The following is a 7,447-nucleotide window of genomic DNA, read 5'->3' as shown; positions in this document are numbered from 1 at the left end:
TCATCAGGGGGTGGGCGCGCAGCGCCGTACGGCGCAGCCGGACACATCGAGAGGAGGTCGTCGCGCAGCAGACCGTAGGCGATGCCCCCTGATGGACACCGGAGTGAGGGRACGCCGAGCCTAGGCGAGGTGCCGTACGCTTGGGGCGAAGCCTTTTGGTTCCTTTTTGGCGTTTGAAAAAGGGACTCGCCGTCAGGGCGAAACCCTAAGCGGCCGTTACCGCAGGAATGGATATGTACACCTGCGAGAGATGGGTCGGCTGTCAGGCCGCCATCGCGAGCAAGCTCGCTCCCACAGTGGATTGGTGTACATCTGCGGGAGATGGGGCGGCTGTCAGGCCGCCATCGCGAGCAAGCTCGGCTCCCACAGTTGAACTGCGTACATATGCAAGAGATGGGGCGGCTGTCAGGCCGCCATCGTGAGCAAGCTCAGCTCCCACATTAGGTGAGCGGTGCGACAGAGGTATCAGCGACGATTAGCCCAACGCAGGCGCAACCATTCAAGGTCTTCAGGCCGGGTAACCTTGAGATTATCCGCCCGCCCCTCGATCAAGCGTGGCGCCTGACCCGACCACTCCATCGCAGAGGCTTCATCGGTAATGGTCACGTCAGCAACCAAACTGTCCGCCAACGCCCGATGCAAAGCTCCAAGACGGAACATCTGCGGCGTATACGCCTGCCAGATCAAACTGCGATCAACGGTTTCAAGAACCCGACCATGCTTGTCCACACGCTTGAGCGTGTCACGCGCAGGCACAGCCAGTAACCCGCCGACAGGATCATCAGCCAATTCCGACAACAACTTATCGAGATCGTCACGACTCAGGTTCGGTCGCGCAGCGTCGTGGACCAACACCCAGTCGTCATCGGCAGCGCCTTGCGCGTGCAAATGCAGCAATGCGTTCAGCACCGAACCCGAGCGCTCTTCACCACCGTCCACCCGCTGAATACGCGGGTCAGTGGCACACGCCAGGGTTGGCCAATAAGGGTCATCAACGGCAAGACTGACCACCAGGCCTTTCAAGGCGGGATGATCGAGGAAACAGCCAAGGCTGTGTTCGAGAATAGTGCGTCCGCCCAGTTGCAGATATTGCTTGGGACGGTCCGCGGCCATACGGGCACCAACGCCCGCGGCAGGAATCACGGCCCAGAAGGCCGGTAACGTATTCATCATTGGGCCAACTGGTAAAGGGTTTCACCATCCTTGACCATGCCCAACTCATGGCGAGCCCGCTCTTCAACGGTCTCCATGCCTTTTTTCAACTCACTGACCTCGGCGTCCATGACTCGATTGCGCTCCAGCAGCGACTCGTTCTCAGCGTGCTGATCGGCAATCTGCTGGGTCAGCTCGGCCACTTGCGCCAGGCTGCCATTACCCACCCACAGGCGGTATTGCAGACCAGCCAGCAGCAAGAGCAAGACAAGAAACAACCAGTAAGGACTGCGCATCGAATATCAGGTATCCAGTGAAAAAAGACAGCCATGCCAACTTTAAAGCTTCTGATAGTACGAAGCCTGGAAGAACCAGGCTCGTACTCTAAGGCATCAGATTAGTGGCAAAAATCCCGATCAGTCACTGTAAAAACTACCACAGGCTGTGCGCCTTCGGCGTTACGCACAAAATACTGCGTTAAAAACAGGCTCGGACTGCTCATTTACAACACGTAAACTCCGCGTCCTCGCCTGTTTTTGCCTTGTCTTTCCTGCGCTCATTACGTTTTTACAGGGACTGATGCTGCGATTTTTTCGACACAATCCGGTGTCTTTTTACCTTCCCAAGCTTAGCCGCGGAATTCGCCACGACCGTTGTACTTGGCTTTGCCGCCCAATTGCTCTTCGATGCGCAGCAGTTGGTTGTACTTGGAAACGCGGTCGGAACGGCACAGCGAACCGGTTTTGATCTGGCCAGCCGAAGTGCCCACGGCCAGGTCGGCAATGGTCGAATCTTCGGTTTCGCCGGAACGGTGCGAGATCACGGCAGTGTAACCAGCGGCCTTGGCCATCTGGATCGCTTCCAGGGTTTCGGTCAGGGTGCCGATCTGGTTGAACTTGATCAGGATCGAGTTGGCGATCTTCTTGTCGATGCCTTCTTTCAGGATCTTGGTGTTGGTCACGAACAGGTCGTCGCCCACCAGCTGGGTTTTTTCGCCGATCTTGTCGGTGAGGATTTTCCAGCCAGCCCAGTCGGACTCGTCCAGGCCATCTTCAATGGAGATGATCGGGTAACGCTCGGTCAGGCCCTTGAGGTAGTCGGCAAAACCTTCGGCGGTGAACACCTGGCCTTCGCCGGACAGGTTGTACTTGCCATCTTCGTAGAATTCGCTGGCCGCGCAGTCCAGAGCCAGGGTCACGTCGGTGCCCAGTTTGTAGCCAGCGTTGGCCACGGCTTCGGAGATCACTTTCAGTGCATCTTCGTTGGACGCCAGGTTCGGTGCGAAACCACCTTCGTCACCCACCGCAGTGCTCAGGCCACGAGCCTTCAGTACAGCTTTGAGGTGATGGAAAATCTCGGTGCCCATGCGCAGACCTTCCGAGAAAGTCTTGGCGCCCACTGGCTGAACCATGAATTCCTGGATGTCGACGTTGTTATCGGCGTGCTCGCCACCGTTGATGATGTTCATCATCGGAACCGGCATCGAGTAAACACCCGGAGTACCGTTCAGGTTAGCGATGTGTGCGTACAGCGGCAGGTCCTGGTCGTGAGCAGCAGCCTTGGCAGCAGCCAGGGACACGGCGAGGATCGCGTTGGCGCCCAGGCTGCCCTTGTTCTCGGTACCGTCCAGCTCGATCATGATGCGGTCGAGGGCTTTCTGGTCAACCGGGTCTTTACCCAGCAGAGCGGTGCGAATCGGGCCATTGATGTTGGCTACAGCTTTCAGTACACCCTTGCCCAGGTAACGGCTCTTGTCGCCATCACGCAGCTCGAGCGCTTCGCGCGAACCGGTGGAAGCACCGGACGGCGCGCAAGCGCTGCCGATGATGCCGTTATCGAGAAGAACGTCCGCTTCGACGGTGGGATTGCCACGGGAGTCGAGAACTTCACGACCTTTGATGTCGACGATTTTTGCCATTGTTGTAAACACTCCAAAGTTGACGAAAACGACGCAGCTGTAGGAAATCTTTTACCGTCAGCAAGTGATTGGCAGCGGGCAGACTTGCGGACGATAAGGCTCAAGCCCGAGGGCCTGAGCGTTCAATGAATCGTGCGGTACTTTACCGGAGAATTGAGGATTACGCGGTTTCTACCGTCGGAAAACTCTTCACCAGCTCGTCCAGAGCCTTGAGCTGAGCCAGGAATGGCTCCAGTTTGTCCAGACGCAAGGCGCAAGGGCCGTCGCATTTGGCGTTGTCCGGATCCGGATGCGCTTCCAGGAACAGGCCGGCCAGCGACTGGCTCATGCCCGCCTTGGCCAGGTCGGTGACCTGGGCGCGGCGTCCGCCGGCAGAATCCGAGCGACCACCTGGCATTTGCAGCGCGTGGGTCACGTCGAAGAATACCGGGTATTCGAACTGCTTCATGATGCCGAAGCCGAGCATGTCCACCACCAGGTTGTTGTAGCCGAAGCTCGAACCACGCTCGCAGAGGATCAACTGATCGTTACCGGCCTCTTCGCACTTGCTCAGGATGTGTTTCATTTCCTGAGGGGCGAGGAACTGGGCTTTCTTGATGTTGATCACGGCGCCAGTCTTGGCCATCGCGACGACCAGATCGGTCTGGCGCGACAGGAAGGCCGGCAACTGGATGATCTCGCAGACTTCAGCGACAACAGCAGCCTGCTCAGGCTCATGGACATCGGTGATGATCGGCACGCCAAAGGCTTGCTTGATGTCCTGGAAAATCCGCATGCCTTCCTCGAGGCCGGGGCCCCGGTAAGACGTTACCGACGAGCGGTTGGCCTTGTCGAAGCTGGCCTTGAACACGTAAGGGATACCGAGTTTCTCGGTGACCTTTACGTACTCTTCACAGACCTGCATCGCCATGTCACTGCTTTCCAGCACGTTCATGCCACCGAACAGCACCATCGGTTTGTCGTTGGCGATTTCGATGTTGCCTACGCGGATGATCTTTTGAGCCATCAGGTTCAAGCCTTCTTCTGGTGTTGAGCCAAAGCTGCTTTGACGAAGCCGCTGAACAACGGATGACCGTCGCGCGGAGTCGAGGTGAACTCCGGGTGGAACTGGCAAGCAACGAACCATGGATGGTTCGGCGCTTCAACCACTTCAACCAGCGCACCGTCACCGGAACGACCGGAAATTTTCAGACCGGCTTCGATCAGTTGCGGCAGCAGCTTGTTGTTCACTTCGTAGCGATGACGATGACGCTCGACGATCACGTCCTTGGCGTAGCAATCGTGGACCAGGGAGCCGGCTTCCAGCAGGCAATCCTGAGCACCCAGACGCATGGTGCCGCCCAGATCGGACGATTCGGAACGGGTTTCAACGGCGCCGGTGGCATCTTCCCACTCGGTGATCAGACCCACGACCGGGTGACCGCTGGTGCGATCGAATTCGGTGGAGTTGGCGTCTTTCCAGCCCAGCACATTACGGGCGAACTCGATCACGGCGACTTGCATGCCCAGGCAGATCCCCAGGTACGGAACCTTGTTTTCGCGGGCATATTGAACGGCGGTGATCTTGCCTTCCACGCCACGCAGACCGAAGCCGCCTGGTACCAGAATCGCATCAACGCCTTCCAGCAGCGCAGTGCCCTGGTTCTCGATGTCTTCGGAATCGATGTAACGCAGGTTGACCTTGGTACGGTTGCTGATGCCGGCATGACTCATCGCTTCGATCAGCGACTTGTAGGCGTCCAGCAGTTCCATGTACTTGCCGACCATGGCGATGGTGACTTCGTGCTCCGGGTTGAGCTTGGCATCGACCACGGCTTCCCACTCGGACAGATCGGCACCACCGCATTGCAGGCCGAAACGCTCGACGACGAAATCATCCAGTCCCTGGGAGTGCAGAATGCCCGGGATCTTGTAGATGGTGTCGGCGTCTTCCAGCGCGATGACCGCACGTTCTTCAACGTTGGTGAACTGCGCGATCTTGCGACGCGAAGAGATATCGATCGGGTGGTCGGAACGGCACACCAGCACGTCTGGTTGCAGACCGATGGAACGCAGTTCCTTGACCGAGTGCTGAGTTGGCTTGGTTTTGGTTTCGCCGGCAGTGGCGATGTATGGCACCAGCGTCAGGTGCATCAGCATCGCGCGCTTGGCGCCGACTTCGAAACGCAATTGACGGATGGCTTCGAGGAACGGCTGGGATTCGATGTCACCTACGGTGCCACCGATCTCGACCATCGCCACGTCGGCATCGCCTGCCCCCTTGATGATGCGGCGCTTGATTTCGTCGGTGATGTGCGGAATCACCTGGATGGTTGCGCCCAGGTAATCACCACGGCGCTCTTTGCGCAGGACGTGCTCGTAGACACGGCCGGTGGTGAAGTTGTTGTTCTGGGTCATGGTCGTGCGGATGAACCGCTCGTAGTGGCCCAGGTCCAGGTCGGTCTCGGCGCCGTCGTGAGTGACGAACACTTCACCGTGCTGGAACGGGCTCATGGTGCCCGGGTCAACGTTGATGTACGGGTCCAGCTTGAGCATGGTGACCTTAAGTCCCCGCGCCTCCAGGATGGCCGCCAATGAAGCCGATGCAATGCCTTTCCCCAATGAAGAAACAACACCGCCCGTGACGAATATGTAGCGCGTCATGAAAAACCCTAGAAGTCTGCGTTAAAGCGGTCCGAGCCGCCGGGGAAAGCGAAGGAAGGCCGAAGCCCCCGATCACCTGCATTAATTACAGTGCATCTTTCAAAAAAACCGCCGCGTTGGGACAGACCGGAAGAAGAATCACCGGTACGTTGCTCGCTACACATTTTTTGGAATCGCCCAGCAAAGACTGCTTGGTAATCGGCAACTCCTGCAATTCAGTTGAATCCACAGAAGTTGTATCAAGAAGGGAGCGTAGTCTACCGGAAAGCCCCTTTCAGCTCAAACCTTGATCGTTGATCGCCGGCTGCCACCGCAAAAGACCGTTTCCCCCCGCGCTACCGTCGAGTCCACGCAGGTTTGCCACCGCGAGCAATTGCTCATTGCAGTAGAGCAGCGGCAATCTGCCACGGGCAAACAGCGGCAGGCGGCTTTCATTGAGCAGACGCTTGAGGTCACGATGACCCCGCCCCGGCAACTGCATGACTTCACCGCCCTGCCGGTAGCGCACGCTTAATACGCCGGCAGGAACAATCCCACTGAAGGTCAACCGTCCGTTATTCGGCAGCAGCAGTACCGCCGACGGATCAGGCCACAGTGGAGCGGGCTCGGGGAGGTTCAGCCAATGGCCGGACAACCACCAGATTCGCCCGTTCGCACGATGCAATTCACCGTCTGCCAGGCGCCAGATCGGCCGCGCATCCGTCGCTGCATCGCGCAGATTTTCCCAACCCGACCAATGGTCGCTGTCCGGCATACGCGTCAACGGCGCCAGCCAGTGGCTGAGGGCATTGCGCTGGCGGGCGGCGGAAAGTTTTTCAAGCGCAGCCATTTCCAGCGACGGCACGCCCAGCCAATCGAATTCGCTTCCAGTTGCGGCGGGCGCCAGATCCATCTCGGCCAAATCATCGAGCAGGCCCTGCGCTTCACTCAAATGCGCAGCACTGCGGGCAATGGTGGTCACAGCCTGCGGCCAACGCTGAGTCAGCGCTGGAAAAATCTGCTGGCGAAGGTAATTGCGAGAAAACTGTTGATCGGCGTTCGACGGATCTTCGATCCAGCTCAACTGATGCTCGACGGCATAGGCTTCGAGTTCGGCCCGCGACACCTCAAGCAACGGCCGCAGCAAGAAACCACGCCCCAATGAACGCTGCGACGGGATCGCCGACAAGCCTCTCACCCCTGCCCCGCGCAATAGACGGAACAAAAGGGTTTCTGCCTGATCATTCCGGTGCTGCGCCGTCAGTAACAGCTCATTGGTTTGGGTCGCCTCGACAAAGGCGCCATACCGCGCCTCCCGAGCCGCACGCTCGAGGCTCGCCCCAGGCTGGACCTGAACATGAACAACCTCCAACGGTACACCCAGTGCGTCACACACCCGCTGACAATGCTCCGGCCACGCGTCAGCCGCAGCCTGGAGGCCGTGATGGATGTGAATGGCTTTGAGCTCAGGCAGGGAATTTTTTTTTGCGAGTTGCGCTAGAAGGTGCAGCAGAACAGTGGAGTCGAGACCACCGGAGAAAGCGACACGCCAGGCCGGCGCGGTGCGCCAGGGCGCAAGTTTCAGCAGCAGCTGGGCAGACAGATTCATCTTTGAAGGATTCATAGGCGTCCGTCGCTTCCACATAGAACCAATGTGGGAGCGAGCTTGCTCGCGATAGCGATATAACAATCAACTAATTCATTGAACGTTACACAGCCTTCGCGAGCAAGCTCGCTCCCACAGTAGTTTTGCGT

6 protein-coding genes are annotated in these 7,447 nt (G+C 58.3%); all 6 read right to left on the bottom strand.

Features of this window, described 5'->3' with window-relative positions; translation table 11 throughout:
- Nucleotides 1–465 precede the first annotated feature (465 nt).
- Nucleotides 466–1,173: a 2-C-methyl-D-erythritol 4-phosphate cytidylyltransferase gene (gene ispD, locus AC1DIG_RS22970; protein ID WP_477769150.1), complete on the bottom strand. Its 708-nt coding sequence runs from the start codon at nucleotides 1,171–1,173 to the stop codon at nucleotides 466–468.
- The gene (gene ftsB / locus AC1DIG_RS22965; protein ID WP_019692104.1) at nucleotides 1,170–1,448 is read right to left on the bottom strand and encodes a cell division protein FtsB; all 279 of its coding nucleotides are present in this window, start codon (nucleotides 1,446–1,448) and stop codon (nucleotides 1,170–1,172) included. The genes ispD and ftsB overlap by 4 nt, the downstream gene beginning before the upstream one ends.
- A gap of 332 nt (nucleotides 1,449–1,780) precedes the next feature.
- A complete protein-coding gene (eno, locus tag AC1DIG_RS22960; RefSeq protein ID WP_019692103.1) occupies nucleotides 1,781–3,070 on the bottom strand; it encodes a phosphopyruvate hydratase in 1,290 nt (429 codons plus the stop codon).
- 160 nt (nucleotides 3,071–3,230) lie between these two features.
- Entirely contained in the window at nucleotides 3,231–4,076 is an 846-nt protein-coding gene (kdsA, locus tag AC1DIG_RS22955) for a 3-deoxy-8-phosphooctulonate synthase (RefSeq protein ID WP_477769149.1), read from the bottom strand.
- A gap of 5 nt (nucleotides 4,077–4,081) precedes the next feature.
- Nucleotides 4,082–5,713, bottom strand: a complete 1,632-nt coding sequence (locus AC1DIG_RS22950) for a CTP synthase (protein ID WP_145017491.1) — start codon at nucleotides 5,711–5,713, stop codon at nucleotides 4,082–4,084.
- Between the two features lie 274 nt (nucleotides 5,714–5,987).
- Nucleotides 5,988–7,301 (bottom strand): tRNA lysidine(34) synthetase TilS, encoded by a 1,314-nt coding sequence (tilS, locus tag AC1DIG_RS22945; protein WP_477769148.1) that lies wholly within the window; start codon nucleotides 7,299–7,301, stop codon nucleotides 5,988–5,990.
- Nucleotides 7,302–7,447: the final 146 nt, after the last annotated feature.

The organism is Pseudomonas sp. 05N431, assembly GCF_056397005.1.
This window is presented reverse-complemented; position numbering and strand designations above follow the sequence as displayed.

Excerpts from the sequence above, each read along its gene's own strand:
- eno (WP_019692103.1), bottom strand. The coding sequence starts at position 3,070 with ATGGCAAAAATCGTCGACATCAAAGGTCGTGAAGTTCTCGACTCCCGT.
- kdsA (WP_477769149.1), bottom strand. The coding sequence starts at position 4,076 with ATGGCTCAAAAGATCATCCGCGTAGGCAACATCGAAATCGCCAACGAC.
- AC1DIG_RS22950 (WP_145017491.1), bottom strand. The coding sequence starts at position 5,713 with ATGACGCGCTACATATTCGTCACGGGCGGTGTTGTTTCTTCATTGGGG.
- ispD (WP_477769150.1), bottom strand. The coding sequence starts at position 1,173 with ATGATGAATACGTTACCGGCCTTCTGGGCCGTGATTCCTGCCGCGGGC.
- tilS (WP_477769148.1), bottom strand. The coding sequence starts at position 7,301 with ATGAATCTGTCTGCCCAGCTGCTGCTGAAACTTGCGCCCTGGCGCACC.
- ftsB (WP_019692104.1), bottom strand. The coding sequence starts at position 1,448 with ATGCGCAGTCCTTACTGGTTGTTTCTTGTCTTGCTCTTGCTGCTGGCT.